Source organism: Paenibacillus sp. PSB04 (genome assembly GCF_025809195.1).
Taxonomy (GTDB): Bacteria; Bacillota; Bacilli; order Paenibacillales; family Paenibacillaceae; genus Paenibacillus_AQ; species Paenibacillus_AQ favisporus.
In genome coordinates this window covers 5,283,012-5,299,223 of the sequence record NZ_CP081301.1, presented here as the reverse complement: position 1 = coordinate 5,299,223, position 16,212 = coordinate 5,283,012, and the positions used below count along the sequence as shown (strand labels likewise).

General features: G+C 51.3%; 15 protein-coding genes. 14 read left to right on the top strand and 1 reads right to left on the bottom strand.

Features of this window, described 5'->3' with window-relative positions; genetic code table 11:
- The first annotated feature begins 75 nt into the window (after positions 1-75).
- The 11 genes from K2F33_RS24480 to K2F33_RS24430 all read left to right on the top strand — a co-directional run bounded on the left by K2F33_RS24480 (position 76) and on the right by K2F33_RS24430 (position 10,038).
- Positions 76-753: an ABC transporter ATP-binding protein gene (locus tag K2F33_RS24480; RefSeq protein WP_076165889.1), complete on the top strand. Its 678-nt coding sequence runs from the start codon at positions 76-78 to the stop codon at positions 751-753.
- Complete coding sequence (locus K2F33_RS24475) at positions 744-1,499, top strand: ABC transporter permease (protein ID WP_263879138.1); 756 nt, start codon at positions 744-746, stop codon at positions 1,497-1,499. The genes K2F33_RS24480 and K2F33_RS24475 overlap by 10 nt, the downstream gene beginning before the upstream one ends.
- A gap of 214 nt (positions 1,500-1,713) precedes the next feature.
- Positions 1,714-2,325: a C40 family peptidase gene (locus tag K2F33_RS24470; protein WP_263879135.1), complete on the top strand. Its 612-nt coding sequence runs from the start codon at positions 1,714-1,716 to the stop codon at positions 2,323-2,325.
- 201 nt (positions 2,326-2,526) lie between these two features.
- Positions 2,527-3,204, top strand: coding sequence for a response regulator transcription factor (locus tag K2F33_RS24465; protein WP_145133766.1), 678 nt, complete (start codon positions 2,527-2,529; stop codon positions 3,202-3,204).
- Positions 3,201-4,607, top strand: coding sequence for a HAMP domain-containing sensor histidine kinase (locus K2F33_RS24460; protein ID WP_263879133.1), 1,407 nt, complete (start codon positions 3,201-3,203; stop codon positions 4,605-4,607). Before K2F33_RS24465 ends, K2F33_RS24460 begins: the two co-directional genes overlap by 4 nt.
- Before the next feature lie 105 nt (positions 4,608-4,712).
- Positions 4,713-5,336 carry an undecaprenyl-diphosphatase gene (locus tag K2F33_RS24455; protein ID WP_263879132.1) on the top strand — a complete coding sequence of 208 codons (624 nt, stop codon included), beginning with the start codon at positions 4,713-4,715 and terminating at the stop codon, positions 5,334-5,336.
- A gap of 124 nt (positions 5,337-5,460) precedes the next feature.
- Positions 5,461-6,258 carry an alkaline phosphatase family protein gene (locus K2F33_RS24450; protein ID WP_263879131.1) on the top strand — a complete coding sequence of 266 codons (798 nt, stop codon included), beginning with the start codon at positions 5,461-5,463 and terminating at the stop codon, positions 6,256-6,258.
- A 47-nt stretch (positions 6,259-6,305) separates the two neighbouring features.
- Complete coding sequence (locus tag K2F33_RS24445) at positions 6,306-6,482, top strand: hypothetical protein (RefSeq protein ID WP_263879130.1); 177 nt, start codon at positions 6,306-6,308, stop codon at positions 6,480-6,482.
- Between the two features lie 82 nt (positions 6,483-6,564).
- Entirely contained in the window at positions 6,565-7,731 is a 1,167-nt protein-coding gene (locus K2F33_RS24440; protein ID WP_263879128.1) for an MGDG synthase family glycosyltransferase, read from the top strand.
- Between the two features lie 15 nt (positions 7,732-7,746).
- Positions 7,747-8,391: a TVP38/TMEM64 family protein gene (locus tag K2F33_RS24435; RefSeq protein WP_263879125.1), complete on the top strand. Its 645-nt coding sequence runs from the start codon at positions 7,747-7,749 to the stop codon at positions 8,389-8,391.
- Between the two features lie 327 nt (positions 8,392-8,718).
- Complete coding sequence (locus tag K2F33_RS24430) at positions 8,719-10,038, top strand: bifunctional DedA family/phosphatase PAP2 family protein (protein WP_263879123.1); 1,320 nt, start codon at positions 8,719-8,721, stop codon at positions 10,036-10,038.
- A 9-nt stretch (positions 10,039-10,047) separates the two neighbouring features.
- Here the strand turns inward: K2F33_RS24430 and K2F33_RS24425 are convergent, their stop codons facing one another.
- Complete coding sequence (locus K2F33_RS24425; protein ID WP_076165864.1) at positions 10,048-10,476, bottom strand: EamA family transporter; 429 nt, start codon at positions 10,474-10,476, stop codon at positions 10,048-10,050.
- Positions 10,477-10,662: 186 nt separating this feature from the next.
- Here K2F33_RS24425 and K2F33_RS24420 point away from each other — a divergent pair, with 186 nt between their 5' ends.
- From K2F33_RS24420 to K2F33_RS24410, 3 genes are all read left to right on the top strand, one after another.
- On the top strand, positions 10,663-13,485 hold the full coding sequence (locus K2F33_RS24420; RefSeq protein WP_263879121.1) for a DEAD/DEAH box helicase family protein: 2,823 nt from the start codon (positions 10,663-10,665) through the stop codon (positions 13,483-13,485).
- A gap of 136 nt (positions 13,486-13,621) precedes the next feature.
- Positions 13,622-15,214 (top strand): copper amine oxidase N-terminal domain-containing protein, encoded by a 1,593-nt coding sequence (locus K2F33_RS24415; protein WP_263879119.1) that lies wholly within the window; start codon positions 13,622-13,624, stop codon positions 15,212-15,214.
- Between the two features lie 188 nt (positions 15,215-15,402).
- Complete coding sequence (locus K2F33_RS24410; protein WP_263879116.1) at positions 15,403-16,179, top strand: NUDIX hydrolase; 777 nt, start codon at positions 15,403-15,405, stop codon at positions 16,177-16,179.
- The last annotated feature ends 33 nt before the right edge of the window (positions 16,180-16,212 follow it).

The following is a 16,212-nucleotide window of genomic DNA, read 5'->3' as shown; positions in this document are numbered from 1 at the left end:
GACAAGCCGACTGCGAATGTTTAAAATGGATGGTAATCGACGATAGTAAGCCACACGCAGAGGAGATTTATATGAATGATCGATAACATCTTGTCATTTACGAATTTAAGCAAAACGATATCCTCGGTCTCTAATCAAATCATTTTTTCGAAAATCGCCGGCACCGTCCCCGCAGGGGAGAAAATTGTATTCGTCGGGCCGTCCGGCCAAGGCAAAAGCACCCTGCTGCGCATTCTTGGCCTGCTCGATGAAGCGGACAGCGGGGAAATGCTTCTGCTCGGAAAGCCACTGCATGAGTGGAATCCACAAGCCTGGCGGATGAACGTCTGCTACGTCAGTCAAACGCCCGTCATGCTTGAGGGTTCCATCGAAGATAATCTGCGTACGGTGAGCAGGCTGCATCATACGGAATATGATCCAGCCTATGCGGCTCATCTGATGTCAAGCGTTGGGCTTGGAGATATGGGCTTGTCCAAAGAAGCTTCCACCCTTTCGGGCGGTGAAAAGCAGCGGGTGGCTCTAGTGCGGTCCTTATTGCTGCGCCCCAAGCTTTTGCTGCTGGATGAGATCACTTCCTCGCTCGATGATGTCAGTAAATATGCGGTTGAGCGTTTGATTACGGACATCAATCGGCAGGAGGGAACGGGCTATGCCTGGATATCCCATGATCGCGACCAAGCGGCACGGATCGGGGAAAGGGTATGGTCGCTCTCCAATGGGACTTTGTCCGAGGGAGGAATATCATGTCTTTGATCGCACTGGCTTCTACGCTTGTATTTATTGCGGTATCCGTCGGCATATCCATATGGCAAAAGCTCGGACTGGAACGGGATATTCTATATGGAACGATTCGCTCCGCGATACAGCTGCTCGCTGTCGGGTTTGTTCTTCAATACATATTTGGCACACAACATCTGTTGCTCGTTGCATTGATCCTGGTCGTTATGATTGCGGTAGCTACCTGGAATGCGGGCAAGCGCGGAAAAGGGCTCAAGCGCATCTATTTGTACGTAGGTTTGACCATTACGATTACGGAAGTAGTTACGATGGGGTTGCTGCTCGCTCTAAGCATTATCCCGCTCACAGCACGTTATGTTATCCCGATCAGCGGCATGACTATCGGCAACGCCATGGTCGTGTCCAGTTTGTTTTTGAACCAAATGAAGCGGGAAGCGGTGACCTCGAGGGGAGAAGTCGAAACGCTGCTGTCCCTCGGCGCGAGCCCGCGGCAGGCGATCCATCGCATGCTGAACCGCTCGGCGCGTTCCAGCATGATCCCGACGATCGACGGGATGAAGACCGTCGGGATCGTCCAACTGCCCGGCATGATGACGGGCATGATCGTGGCCGGCGCCAGTCCGCTGGAGGCGGTCCGTTATCAAATTTTGATCATGTTTGCGTTCGCTTCGTCGGCGGCGCTCACCAGCATTTTGCTGGCATTGATGAGCTATCGGTTATGGTTCGGTAAGCTGGGCCAATTTATGCGTTCGGATACATAAGTCGTTGCTATGTTGATTTGGATCCTATAAAAGGTGATATCAAGCGGTACTTTGTTTCTACTTTGCAGGCATGGGCTTGGATAAAATTGCTTGAGGAGGATATTGGACATTCTCATCATTTTTTAATTTCTATCGCCTATAACTGTTTGTGAAAGGTAAAGCACTAATCCGCATGAATTTCACTTATCCAATACGACTTCTAGGGAGGGTCTTTATGAACAACAACACGAACCTCAACAGAAAGAGCCGTATCGTCAAAACTTTTATGGGAATCGGCGTGTGCCTCTCCGTTGCTTTTTCCGGAAGCATGCTGCTGCCGGCCCATCCGGTTCACGCAGCCTCGGTATCTGACAGCTCCGTGGCGGATCGGGTCATCGCGACAGGCAAACAATTTCTAGGCGTTCGTTATCAGTTTGGGGCACCATCCGGCCGAACGGATGGATTCGATTGTTCTTCATTCACGCAATATGTGTTCAAGCAAAACGGCATCGATCTGCCACGCTCATCAAGAGAGCAATCGCAGGTAGGCACGCCGGTGTCCAAGGATCAATTACAGCCAGGGGACTTGGTTTTCTCTGATACGAATCATGACGGCGACATCAATCACGTTAGCATTTATATAGGCAACGGACAACTGCTGCATACCTACAGAGTTGGTATTGGCGTGACGGTGTCCGATTTTGCAGGAAGCACCTGGGATCATACCTTTGTAACCGCTCGTCGCGTCATTTCCGACAATGGACAGACTTCCGGCGGGCAGACAGCAAGCAGTCAGGCTTCAAATGAACAGAGCAGTAACGGACAGAATGCAGGCAGCCAAGAATAAAAAGCATTCAAGGCAGGGTCTCTTGTGAGGCTCTGCTTTTTGTATACAGAAAATGTTAGGAAGGATTATCATTTGTTTACAATTCCAAGGTATGATCAAACTAGTACTGATTGTTGATTGCAACAGTGCCTATCTTCTCATCATTTTCTCATGAAATTCCAATATACTTGTCTTCGCAGCAGTAACCTGGAGGAGATATCAATGAAACGGATACTTATTATAGAAGACGAAAAGAGCCTGGTGCGTTTCATCCAGCTCGAACTCGAGCATGAGCAATTCTTTGTGAAGGCCGCCTATGACGGATCCAGTGGACTTCAGCTCGCTTTGGCGGAGGAATGGGATATGATCCTGCTGGACATCATGCTGCCTCATTTGGACGGAGTAGAGGTGTGCCGCAGGCTCCGGAATGCGAAAAGTACCCCGGTCATCATGCTCACGGCGAGAGACGGTCTCGAAGACCGGGTGCAGGGCCTTGACAGCGGTGCCGATGACTATATCGCCAAACCTTTTGACATCGAGGAGCTTCTGGCCCGCATGCGCGCGATTTTCCGCAGGATTGAGCTTCAGGATCAACCGAACCGGGCAGTTCTGACATTCAGGGACATAACGGTGGATCTGGATGCCAGAGTAGCTACCCGGGGCGGTACCCCCATCGAGCTGACGAAGCGTGAATTCGATCTGTTGGCCGTGTTTATGAAGCATCCAAACCTGGTCCAGACCAGGGATATGCTGCTGGACTTGGTATGGGGCTACGATTCGCAGGTGGAGACGAATGTGGTTGATGTGTATGTCCGGTATTTGCGAAATAAATTAGATTCTGCCGGAGAAGAAAGCGTCATTCAAACCGTACGCGGCATGGGATACGTGATGCGGACATGAGGCGAATAACTGATTGGCTCAAGCGGCTGCCTGTCATATGGAAGCTGATGATTGGCGCTACACTGCTCATTTTTCTGCTGTTCGCTACGTACAATTTTGCCCAGTACCTGGTATTGAAGCACTGGATGCTGAAGCAGGAACGGGACGCGCTTCACGTCATGATGTCGCAGGTCCAGGGCTATTTGCAAGAACAGCAGGCAACGAAGGAATCGCTGGAATCACCGGAAGCGAGCTCTTTCATTCGCAATATTCTCGGTAAAAATCAAATGATCCGCCTGATTGACGATAAAGGGGCGAATCTGCTGCTCGTCACGAACCATTTTAATCCGAAGTGGATCACCCCGCTTCCGAGTACGACCAGCTCATTGCAGGATGCGTGGCATGGAGAGGATCACATTCTCATTTACCGGACACCCTTTGCGATCAAGAACGAATCGGGAACGGTCGAAATGGCGACGAATCTCGAAACTTTCGACCATTTTAACGCGACGCTGCTGTGGGTCATGGTCATCGGGGGCTTTCTGGCCGTATGCATCAGCGCTGCCAGCGGCTGGGCGATCGCGAAGCAGTTTTTGCGGCCGGTTAAGGCGCTTGCTGTTACCATCCAAAATGTGAAGCAAAACGGGCTTCAGGAACGCGTCGGAAACATCGGAAACGGGGATGAATTATCACAGTTGGCCAGCCTGTTCAACGAGCTGATGGACCAGCTGGAAGTGTCATTCCGCCAGCAAAAGCAGTTCGTGGACGATGCTTCGCATGAGCTGCGCACGCCCATCACCATTCTGGAAGGTCACTTGAACATGCTGAACCGATGGGGGAAAAAGGATCCGGCCATCCTGGAGGAGTCGCTGAATGCGTCGCTTCAGGAAGTTCGAAGACTGAAGGGGCTCGTACAAGGGCTCCTGGCACTGTCCAGGTCAGATTCAGCGGCATTGACCGATCAGATCGAACGGATCCGGATCGAACCGTTTATGGCCCAAACCATTCAGCGGATGGAGGATTTGTATCCGGAATTCGCTTTTCGCATGAAAGCAGAGGGTACCGGTAAAATGGTGAGGATCAACCCGCTTCACCTGGAGCAGATGCTGTTGATCGTCATTGAAAATGCAGTCAAGTATTCAGCGGAACATAAAGAAATCGACATTCGCTGCTATGAAGAAAACAAACGGGTATGCATATCGATTCAAGATTATGGGATCGGCATACCGACGGCCGAGATCCAGCATGTTTTCGACCGGTTTTACCGCGTAGACCGGGCCCGCAGCAGGGAGATTGGAGGAACGGGCCTGGGCCTTGCGATCGCCAAAAATCTCATTTCGCATTATCAAGGCGAGATCGTCATGACGAGCGTCGAAGACGAAGGAACACGGGTAACCTTGTCGTTCCCGGCGGTATCCTCCTAAGCCGATGCCATTGATGGGTTGATTCTCATTAAATTTTCATATTCCTGCGTTAAGCTGATCTCTACGGATCGTTATCAGATCAGAACAAGCAGAAGGAGTATGAGAATGAGTATGGGCCAAATCGATTATCAACTATTTCATGTCATTAACGAGTGGGGAAGATCCGTTTCCTCCCTGAATCCTGTTATGCGTATCCTGGCTGAACGAGCGTTTTATTTGTTTTTTGCCGGACTGCTGGTTTATTGGTTCACCCGTAAGGAGAGCAACCGGAGAATGGTGGTGGAGTCCGTCGTCTCCGCTGCCATCGGGCTTGGAATCAGTTGGGTGATCGGCCACATATTTTACCGGAACCGCCCGTTTGTCGCCCATTCGGTGCTCCAGTTGATCCCGCATCCTGCTAATGCATCATTTCCAAGTGATCACTCTATTGGAGCATTTGCCATTGCCGCGATTTTCGTGATATATCGCCGAAGAGAAGGGGTCATCTGGCTGATCTTGGCTGCGTGTATTGCGTTCTCCAGGGTATGGACGGGTGTACATTATCCGTTCGACGTATTGGGTGGGGCGTTGATCGGTATCATTGTAGCAGCAGGGGTGCACCATCTTGCGGCTCGCTTCACGTTCGTATCCCGTTCATTTAAAGCGGGTCTCGGGTGGTATGAAAAATACGAATCAAAGATTTTGCCCCGGCATGTGAACAAAGAAGATCAACTGCCAGCAGGGAAGTGAAAAGTTAATGCATATGCGTAAATTTACAATACTGTTTGTTCTCCTCAGTATTTTGTGTTCTTGTGCCGGGCCCAAGGGAACCGGGCAAGCGGAGGCTGGGGAAAGAGTATCAAAGCCCCAGACGATGAAACCCGTTGGTCAAAATGCAGTTCAAAGCGGAAGAACGGCAAAGGTTCCCGATCATGTCGTCATCGTCGTGGAGGAGAACCATTCCCGCCAAAACATCATCGGGAATCGGGCGGCACCCTATATGAACAGCCTGGCTAAACAAGGGGCGTATTTCACGGATTCGTATGCCAATGCGCATCCAAGCCAGCCGAATTATTTAATCCTGTTTTCCGGGTCCGACCAAGGCGTTCACAATGATTCCTGCGGACATACGTTTACCGCGCTCAATCTGGCAAGCGAGCTGTTCAAACACAAGCTTACTTTTGCCGGATACTCGGAAGGTTTGCCTTCTGTCGGATCGACCGTGTGCACCAACAAGCAGTACGGAAGAAAACATAGTCCCTGGGTGAACTTCACAAACGTTCCAAAATCGGCAAACCGGAGATTCACAGATTTCCCGGCTGATTACACCCAGCTTCCGACCGTTTCCTATGTGATCCCTAACCTGGATCATGATATGCATGACGGAACGATCCAGTCGGCAGACAAGTGGCTTAAACAGAATATAGGCCCTTATGTCGAATGGGCGAAAAGCCACAACAGCATCCTGATTTTAACCTGGGACGAAGACGATTACGGCAGCCGGAATCATATCCCGACGATTATCGCGGGGGATCATGTTCGTCAAGCCGTATTCGATCAGAAGATCACCCATTTAAATGTCCTGCGGACACTGGAAGACCTGTACGGTTTGTCACATCTTGGCCGTACATCAGGCAGCGAACCGATCCGAAATCTGTGGAAACCGTCCTAAATGAAATTGAAGCCATGGAATTTGAATATAGATGGGGAGTGAGAGGCATGTATGAGCAGCTTCAGGATATGGATTTGTTTTTGCAGTCCATGCATGAGTTGGAAACACGTATCCGCCATATGATTCAACGGTCCGGCCTTTCCGAGAAAGAGCAGCAGTTTATTTTGGACCATATATTGGTCATCCCCGGCAAGGATTTTTCGTATCAGCGTAACTACGGTTAACTCTTGGCAGATCATCCTGACCGGATCAGGCATCAACTTGTGTCGCCTGGCAATCCGATGAGACCAAAGGGAGGGAACAAGCATGTCTAACCGTCGCCCGCGTATTTTGATTTTGACAGCCGGCTTTGGAGACGGCCATCTTCAGGTATCTTCGGCGTTATTGCACTATTTTCATGCGCAGCAGGTCAACCAGGTGCAAATCATTGACCTCATGAAGGAAGCTCATCCGGTACTCAATTCCTTGTTCTCGAAAGTGTATCAAATGAGCACATTTACGTCCCAATTGGGTTTCGATTATTATGGCTGGAGCTATTACATGACCAGGGATTCCAATCCATCCGGGCCGGTGATGCGGTACCTGAACGGACTCGTGAAAGGCAAAATGCTGGAGACCATCAGCCGTTTCCGGCCCGATGCGATCATCAATACATTCCCTTTCGGCGTCATTTCGGAGCGAGAATGCGTTCACGCCGCGCGTACATTTACTGTCATTACCGATTATGCCCTGCATTCCCGCTGGATTCATCCCGATACATTCGCGTATTACGTGGCTACTAACGAGATTAAGAACCAAATGGTCCAAAGCTATGACGCCGCAGCGGAGAAAATCAGCGTTACCGGTATCCCTGTGAGGCCCCAATTCTATACAGCAGCCGTTGAAGCCCCGCTGCGCCGTGCTGCACAAGGAACGGCCAAGGGGAAACGTATTTTGATTATGGCAGGTACATTTACGGTGTTCCAGCAGCTGGTGGAGCTCATTCATTTGCTGGTTGGCCAGGAAGTTTGCGAAATTACAGTCGTATGCGGACGCAAACAGCAAGCCTATGAAAAATTGACGACACTGTTTTCGGGTCAGCTGCAGGTGAATATTGTTGGATACGTCAAAAACATTCATGATCTGATGGCCGCGTCCTCCTGCATCGTAACGAAGGCTGGAGGCATAACTTTGTCCGAAGCCGTCATTCTGAAGCTGCCGATTTTTATTCTGAGTCCGTATGGCGGTCAGGAGAGGGAAAACGCCCGCTATTTTAAAACCAACGGCATGGCCCAGATTTCATCCAATGTCCACCAGCTCGCGGAGCAGCTCCGGGATTTTCTCGGGGCGCCAACGATAGCTGATCGGATCCGCGGAAAAATGGCAGAATTTCATAAAGGAGCGGCAGGCGAGCTGATCGTGAACGATATTTTGAAGACGCTGCAAAACTATCAAGATGCAAACCATGATTATGAGCTGATGCTTCGTCCCTAAACGATGAAGCATAGGATGAAATGGATTGGAATGCTGCTCCTGACCACCTTGGGGATATATACCGTTTATGTGCTGCAAACAGGGGATGCGGAATCAATTGTCGCGTGGATACGCCGCTATCGTTTCATTGGCTTCGTCGCTGTGTTTCTGTTTCAAACCCTGCTAAATATGCTTCCGCTGCCAGGCGAAATCACCGCCGTGATGGTTCTGGAAATCTACGGGCCATATTGGGGAGGTCTCTGCTTGTGGACTTCAGGGATCATCGGAGCTTTTGGGGGATATTGGCTTGCCTGGTCTTTCTCTTCTTATTTTGCAGGTACGCGGGTTGAACCGTATCTTGCCAAAATGGAGGATTGGCTGAGAGCCAGTGAATTTAAAGGCCTTCTGATCGCACGGTTCGTTCCCTTCATCCCCTATCATGCCGTCAACTATGCCGCCGGGCTGTTAAAGGTTAATTTATTTCGTTACATGATGACGACGGCGATCGGTGTGTTTCCGCATACTGTGGCCATGAGCGCACTGTACGCCGGTGTACGGACAGGTTCACTGCTCTGGGCTGTGATCGGCTGCATGGTCTTCATGCTCCTTGCCGGTTTGTCATGGTATGTAAAGAAGCGGACGTCCGGTAAGTCCCGAAAAAGCAGGGTGACGGCTGAGTAATGTAGACAATGAGAGAGCAGCCAAGGAACGGTTGCCGTTTATTGGGATCAATGCAAAATAGCTTAGCGAATCATAGGATGACAGGTAACTCCAACCAAGCCCGGCGGATTTTTCGTTGGGGTTGGTTATTTCGGCTTGGAGCCTGCGGTTTGACCAGAAGTGAAGGTCTTTTTATACTGCGTATTATTCAAGATCGGATCGGCGCATGTTAAAAGCGTGAAATGAAGGGGAAATATAAAGAGGGTGGCTGCTATAAAGCAGATGAAGTAAAAGTTATATGACTAAATAAGTTATAGCGGTTATGTGTAGAGGGAGCTGGAAGTACGTATGCTGACGAATTTGCTGGAGCACTATGGTTACGCATTGATCTATTTATTTTTGTGCCTGGAAATGCTTGCTCTGCCTCTTCCCGGTGAAATGATGATGAGTTATACCGGTTTGTTTGTGTTTGAAGGCAAATTGAACTGGCTGCTGAGCATGGCCTCGGCCGGAGCCGGCGTCTTGACCGGCGTGACTTTATCTTATTGGATCGGATACCGGCTTGGACGCCCATTTATTTCGCGCCATGGCAGCAAGGTTCATCTCACCGAAGAGAGGATGGATCAAATTACGGGCTGGTTTGAGCGCTACGGGGACAAGCTTCTGTTTGCCGCATATTTTATACCGGGGGTCCGTCACATTACCGGTTACTTTTGCGGCGTAACGCGTATGCCCTTCCGGCGTTATGCGCTATTTGCCTACACCGGCGCGCTTTTCTGGGTAGGCCTGTTCATTTCGCTTGGTAAAGTGCTCGGCCCGAAATGGGAAGCCTATCACTCTACGGTCAATCGTTACATGGTTATTTTCGGGATCGGTTCGGCACTGGTCACAGCGGCTATTTATGTCTACCGCAAGTATAAACATCAAGTGATCGAGCGATTGATGGATTTGCTGGCAAGCGGCGTGCGGCATTTTCAGTCGTTCGGAAAGGTCCGTCTATTGCTGCTGTCCTCGTTTGCTGCATTTGTATTGTTTTTTTCGTTAATGCTCGGCGTCATTCAAGATTTTTTGTCGCATGAGTACGGACAATTCGACCAAATTGCCTCTTATTTAGTATCGGTTCTGTTCGGTCCAGAGTGGGCGGGCTGGATGCACGTATTTGCGAGGTTCGGGACTTTGGATTTGTATGGGCCGGTTCTATGCCTGACAGGCTTGTGGATCGTGCTCCACAGTCGGGACCGCAGGCTGGACTTGACGTTCCTGGTATGGGTCGTGGCCGGCGGAGAGCTCTTGGACAGGGTGCTTCGCCTGTTGTTCCATCGTCCTGGCCCGGTGGCAGCTGGCGTGCAGCTGTTCAATACTTTTCCGAGCGAGGAGACGTTAGTTACGCTGACAGTATGCGGTTTTTCGGCCTTTTTACTGCTGCGGCATTATCACTTCCGTTACGTCCGGATCCCCATCGTTGTGGCGGTGATCCTGATCTGTTTGGCCGTCGGGGTCAGCCGGGTATATTTTCACGTGCAGTTCCCAAGCGATGTGTTTGCCGGATACATTTTTGGCGGTGTCTGGGTCAGTCTGCATGTGATGCTGCTGGAAATTATGCGTAAATTTAAGGAGTCGGAACTCGGGACGGCCCCAGGAAAAGGCAGCGGCAGCAAAGATGCTTAATGCGTGTGGTTATTTCACGGCGACCAGCAGTGCGCCGATTGCGATCAGCACGACGCCGGCCGAGTTCAGCCAGGATAATTTTTCGCCGAGGAACAGAAAGGCCAGAATGACGGCGATCACGACGCTTAACTTGTCGATGGGGCCTACCTGCGACACCTTGCCGTACTTGAGGGCCAAAAAATAGAACAGCCACGACGTTGCACCTGCCACTCCGCTGAGCACGATGAAGCTGAGTGCTTTTTTTTGTGCCAAAATGCTTCCCAGTTGGCCGAACTTTCCTTGTACGGCAATGACGCCGAGCAGAAATAAGGCCATGATGACGGCTCGAATCGCCGTGGCGGCGTTGGCATCGATGTTTTGCAGACCGATTTTCCCGAAAATGGACACCAGCGCAGCCGCCGCGGCTGAAAGCAGCGCGTAAATAAGCCATGCAGCCATAAGCATCCCCCTTTTTTCATAAATGACTTTTCAACAGCGGCAAAGATTCCCTATTATAGTATTGTTCATCACGGGCTCAAATCATGAATGATTTTACAAAATATCCATTCCCCGAATCCCTGGCACGTTTTTCGGCGTAAAGAGGGATATGGACGAAAGGAAATAGATGAAAAGAGGTGAACTGCCATGGAGAATCATACCAAGCTTTTTCCTGACCATATCAAATTTCGCTATCCGTGGCGTTCCTATCAAAAGCGGATACTGGACCGGTTGGACGAGCATTTGCGCAATCGGCACCTGCATCTTGTTGCGCCTCCCGGATCCGGCAAAACCGTTCTGGGCCTGGAAGTCATGCTGCGCATCAACCGGCCGACGATCATTTTGGCACCGACTTTGACGATCAAGGAGCAGTGGGCAAACCGCTTCACGGAGCTTTTTTTGGATACAGACATACGCCCGGATTGGTTGTCGACTTCCATTCATCATCCGGCCATGGTCACAATTACAACATATCAGGCCTTACATACTGTTCTCACCGCCGCCGGTAAAAAGGATGAGGAGCAGGGAGACAAGCAGTCTACTGTTCTACGTGACCACGGGATGAAAACTGCGGTCGATGATACGGAAGATGCTGCAACTGAACGTGAATCGGCTCCGGAGGAGCAGGAGATTCCAGAAGACACGGATGAGGCGGAAAAGGAAGACGAGGTGGGCCAGCCTTCAGCAGCGATGGAGATCATTGAAAAGCTGAAGAAGCTGGGACTGCACACCGTCATTTTTGATGAAGCCCATCATTTGCGCGTGTCCTGGTGGAGAAGCGCGGTTCAGCTGTGCGGCATGCTGGAGCGGCCGACCAAAATTGCGCTGACAGCAACGCCGCCGTATGACGTGAATCCCAACGAGTGGCAGCGGTATATCGAGCTGTGCGGGCCGATTGATGAGGAGATCAGCGTGCCGGAGCTTGTCCGTCATGGTGAATTATGCCCGCATCAGGATTACATCATGCTGACCCCGCCTGAGGAGAAGGAAGCGGCGCAGCTCCGCGAGTTTCGCATGTATGCGGCCAGGCTGCGGGGCGAGCTCATCCGGGACAAGTTCATGACCGAGCTGATCGCCGGCCACCCTTGGATCACGAACGCGGAATCCCATATGGAAGAGATATTATCTTCCCCTGGTTATTACTCCAGCATGGTCATTTTCTTACGGGCGGCGAATCAGTCGGTATGGCGTGATGCAGTCAGGCTGCTGGGGCTTAAAGGAGCAGATACGCCTAATCTAAGCGACGAATGGCTGGAGGAGCTGTTGAACGGGGTATTGTTTAAAGATGCCCATGTGGATTCAGATCGGCCTGAGCTGAAGGAACTTCGCAGACGGCTCAGCCAACTTGGCATGATTGAGCGGCGCAAGCTGTACTTGCGGTCCACTCCGGCACTGGACAAAATGCTGATTCACAGCGTTTCGAAGCTGAAGCAAATCGGGCATATCCTCGATTATGAGAGATCGGTCCTTGGCGAAGGCCTGCGCATGGTCATCCTGACCGATTATATCCGGAAGGAAGACATGCCTAAGCAAGCGGGGGATGAACAGCCAATTCAGCGCCTCGGGGTGGTCCCGATATTCGAAACCATCCGCAGACGGCTTAGAGAAAAAGAACCGAGTGGTCGAGAGCTCCCCATCGGCGTTCTGACCGGCTCCCTTGTGATCCTGCCAGTCGCTGCGGCGGCATGGGTGCGGGAGACGGCCGGTCAGCGCGGTATTACGCTCACGGAGCGGCCGCTCGCCTACGATTCCGACTACGTGACGATCGATGTGCGCGATTCGAATCGTTCCGTTATCGTCGAATGGGTCACAGAGCTCTTTGACCAAGGCGGTGTCCGCGTACTCGTTGGTACGGCTGCGCTGCTGGGCGAAGGATGGGATGCGCCGGGGATCAATTCGATGATCATGGCCTCCTACGTAGGCTCATTTATGCTGTCCAATCAGATGCGGGGCCGTGCGATCCGTTCGCAGCGCGGAAATCCGGACAAAACCGGAGCGATCTGGCATTTGGCCTGCGTCGATACGGAGCTTGCGGATGGAGGAGAAGATATGGCGTCTCTTACCAGACGTTTCCGCTCGTTGGTGGGCTTGTCCATTACGAATGAGACGATCGAATCCGGCATGGAGCGAATGGGATTGGGGCAGGGACAGTTAGCGGAAAAGGATATTGAGCTGTACAACGCACAAACATTGGAAAGGGCAAAGGAGCGGCATTTGCTTAAGGAGCACTGGGCATCAGCTGTTGCCCTGCAGGGTTCGATGACCGAGGAGTTGAAGGCGGAAGGCAAGAGCTTTCCAAGGCCGGTGGTTTATCCCTATACGATCAAAGCAGTTCTTATTTTTGCGCTGGTGCTCGGTTTGGAGACCTTTTTTGATGCGGCCTCATCGCCTCAAATGCTGCATTCGGATGCACCGGGATGGTTCAAATTCAGCATCGCAGCCGTCTTGGCGGCCGTCTGTGCCAGCCCCTGGATCTACAAGGCTGCAAAAATGACGATCAAGCACCAGTCGCTGGATCGAAGCATTCGTGAAGTCGGATTAGCCGTATACACCGTGCTGTATGAAATGAAGCTGGTCCAACCCGCTCCGAGCATTCATCTGATTGGAAGTCATGAGGAAGGTGGTACCGTCGTATGCTGGCTGAGGGATGGGAGTACGCATGAAAAGACGCTGTTTCTCAATGCTCTGCAGCAGCTGCTCGATCCGATCGACAATCCCCGCTATTTAGTCTATCGCACATCGCGGAGGTGGTTTGGCCGGTCGCATGATTATCATGCCGTCCCGGAGGAGATCGGACGCCGCAAGGACATTGCCGAGCGTTTTGCCGTTCTGTGGCGCAAGCATATCGGACCGGCTGAGCTGGTCTATACCCGGACTCCCGAGGGTCGCAGGAAGCTGCTTGATGCGAGAGCGAAGTCCCTGACGTCGATGTTTGTCCGCAAATCCGAGCGGGTCAGCGCTTGGCGGTAAGGCGAGAACCATCACATGCGGCACTGTAGCTGGTGAATTATTTGCGAGGAAATTTCTCAGGGCAGCAACCAACAGCTGATTTCCGGCGTTTATTGATTAGGCACTCATTCTTTTTATAACGGGAGGATCCTATCTGATGCGCTTCAAACTACGATGGAATTCATTTCTGCCGGCTGCTTTTCTGGCCGCCGCTGCTGCATTTGCAATTACACTGCCTGTTAGCGCCGACAATTCCGCGGCAACCAAAGCGGCGGCCAATACTGGCATTAACTTGACGATGAACGGTAAAGCTGCAAATCCGAAAACACTCCCTTTCCTGGACAAAGGTACGGTTTATCTGCCGGTCCGGGATATGGGAGAAGTGCTCGGTACCCTGGTCTCTTGGAACGTTCAGGCCAAAATGGTAACCATGAGGTATCCAAAGCTCACCGTGAAACTGCCTTTTGGCTCGAAAAGCGCTAACGTCAATGGACAGCATGTCGCCCTGTCCTCGCCACTTCGAATGGTCGACGGGCGGGTGTATGCTCCGCTGCGCTTTTTCTCCGAGGCTATGGGAACGGAAGTGAAGTGGGAGAAGTCCACTCAAACCGTACATATGACGAAATCGGACGATTACATGAGATTAACGCCCTATGCGATTTGGTTGAATCAGGTTACCCATGACCTGTATCTAACCAAAGATGAACAAACTGATGTAACCTCGATCGGTAAACTGGATGCTGAATTTAAAGGGACCGTTACGACCGATGGAGCGGTTCGAAATGGGAAAAATACGGTGCTAACCTTTGTGGACAAGTATGCTAACCCTCAGCCCCATTATGATGTCTACGCCCTACTTATCCGCAATAACCGAATCGTCGAGCAGAAGCATGCGGCTTATGACCGCCGGTACGAACCGAATACGTCATACTATCAGGTATATGATCCTAAAGGCTGGATCGAATATGCGGTGCTGACGGACGGAAAGATCGTGTGGGTATATAACGACGAAGGGAAGATCGTTGCCACGCATGATTTGTCGGAGCTGACCAAGCAGGAAGACGTGTTCGGCGTTCAGGCCGTTGGCACGGATTATTTGGTGGTCCGGCCGAGCCGCACGGGATTGCTGACGCTGGTCGATCTGAAGGATAACACGACCACAGTACTCGCCGACAAGCTTTTAACGGGAAAAGATTTGGCATACGCCCGTGACAACCAGACGCCGTATCCTGGAGATACGCTGAGCTTCGCCGGGGATATGGGGCATGGAATTGTAGATTTTGCTTATCTCAGTCCGTTCCAAAAGAACGCCAGCTCCGAGCGATTAACTTATGAACGGCCTTCTTATGCCGAAGAACGGAAGGCACTGCCTAAAGAACGCAGCTTTCAGGAGATGGCCGCTTCATGCGCCGTCGACACTGTGAAGTCTGTTCATATGCAGGATGGTGACATCACGTACAAACCGCTGATCGCAGCGAACAAGCAGGATCAGGAGGGGATTCGTACCGTTTGCCGGATGCTTAAAAAAATTACTGCCGAAGGCTCGGAAGTGACGCTGCCAAGGATATTTCCCGAAACGTTTTTCCACGGTATGTCGGTAGAGTTCACTGCCGGGGATTCCGTCAGCATTTACAGAGCTGAAGGAACCAAGCTGGCTATGGGTTCAGAATTGGGAGGGAAAACAATTTTTCTGGAGGATGCCGAAATGGTCAAGACTTTCGAGCGCTTAAAAGTAAGTTCCAATAATTAGGTCAGTCTTGGAACCGCCTATTTTGTCTAACTGCTTCCTGACCGAAACATTTGAACAGGCCGACGCAGAAGTCGGCTTGTTTTTTATTATTTTGGCAACATAACCCTTGACACAAAAAACCAACCCAGGTATATTATTAATTAACAAAATGTTAATTGTAAATCGAAACAGGAAAGGCGCAGGCAAATATGTCCAACGAACAAGCACTTCAGCAATACGATGTCCGAAAGTACCGCACACCTGACGGCTATACGTCCGACATCGCGGTCTTTACAATCCGTTCGGAGAAGACGGAAGCATTTAAACCGCCGGTTATGGAGCTGCAAATCATGCTCATCAAACGGAGTATGACGGACAGTGAGGGCCGCCCCAACATCGAAGCAGGGAAGTGGGCGCTGCCGGGCGGCTTTGTCGAACCAACAGAATCCGCGTTTCAAACGGCGGAGCGGGAACTGAAAGAAGAGACTGGGGTCGAGCATATTCATCTGGAACATTTTGGTGTATACGATACGCCGGGCCGGGACCCGCGGGGCTGGATCATATCGAACGCGCATTATGCGATCGTGCCTGAACACCATCTGTCCCAGAGAGCAGCCAATGATGACGCGAGCGAGGTTGAGCTGTTTCCGGTCGACGACGTCCTGTCGCTGGACTTGGCGTTTGACCATGAAGTCATCATCCAGGACGCCATTGCCGTCATCCGGCGGAAGCTGCTGGAGACGACGGCGGCCAAGGATTTTCTGCCTGAAGAGTTCACCTATTCGGAGCTGCAGAGCGTACTGCTCACCGTAACGAAAGATTCGGCGATTGCCCTGGATGCGGCTTTTGCCAGAAAGATCAAGTCCCTCCCGTTTATCCAGGAGGTGGCCGGCAAGAAGACGAGCCGAACGTCAAAGAAACCGACGCAGCTGTACCGCTTTATAGATGCGGATATCAGCAGCTCCATATATCACAGCAAGAAGTAAATCCATTGTGCGAAATAAAGATCTTATTTTTTT